Annotated in this window: 1 pseudogene; it reads left to right on the top strand. The window is 39.5% G+C overall.

The window, feature by feature from the left end:
- Window positions 1-258: pseudogene (locus AAEY62_RS23310) on the top strand (methyl-accepting chemotaxis protein); the annotation flags it as partial.

Genomic DNA, 258 nt, shown 5'->3' with positions numbered 1-258 from the left:
ACAATTACTGGCGAATCAAGTAAAGCAATTCGTAATCAGCAAGCACAAGTTGAACAGGCAGCTACAGCAACAACAGAAATGAGTAGTACATCACAAACGGTAAGTAATAGCGCTCAACAGGCGTTACATGAGATTAAAAATGCCGATAAAGAAGCCGAGCGCGTTAAAGACATTTCAAATCAAAATAAAGCCACTATCGAGCAACTAGCTTACGAAGTTGATGAAGCGTCGAATGTTATTAATAAGCTCCACAAAGAC

Origin of the sequence: Pseudoalteromonas sp. GW168-MNA-CIBAN-0100, assembly GCF_040309225.1 — a bacterium.
Classification (GTDB): domain Bacteria; phylum Pseudomonadota; class Gammaproteobacteria; order Enterobacterales; family Alteromonadaceae; genus Pseudoalteromonas; species Pseudoalteromonas arctica.
Note: the sequence above shows the minus strand (reverse complement) of the source record. Positions and strands in the feature narration are given on the sequence as shown.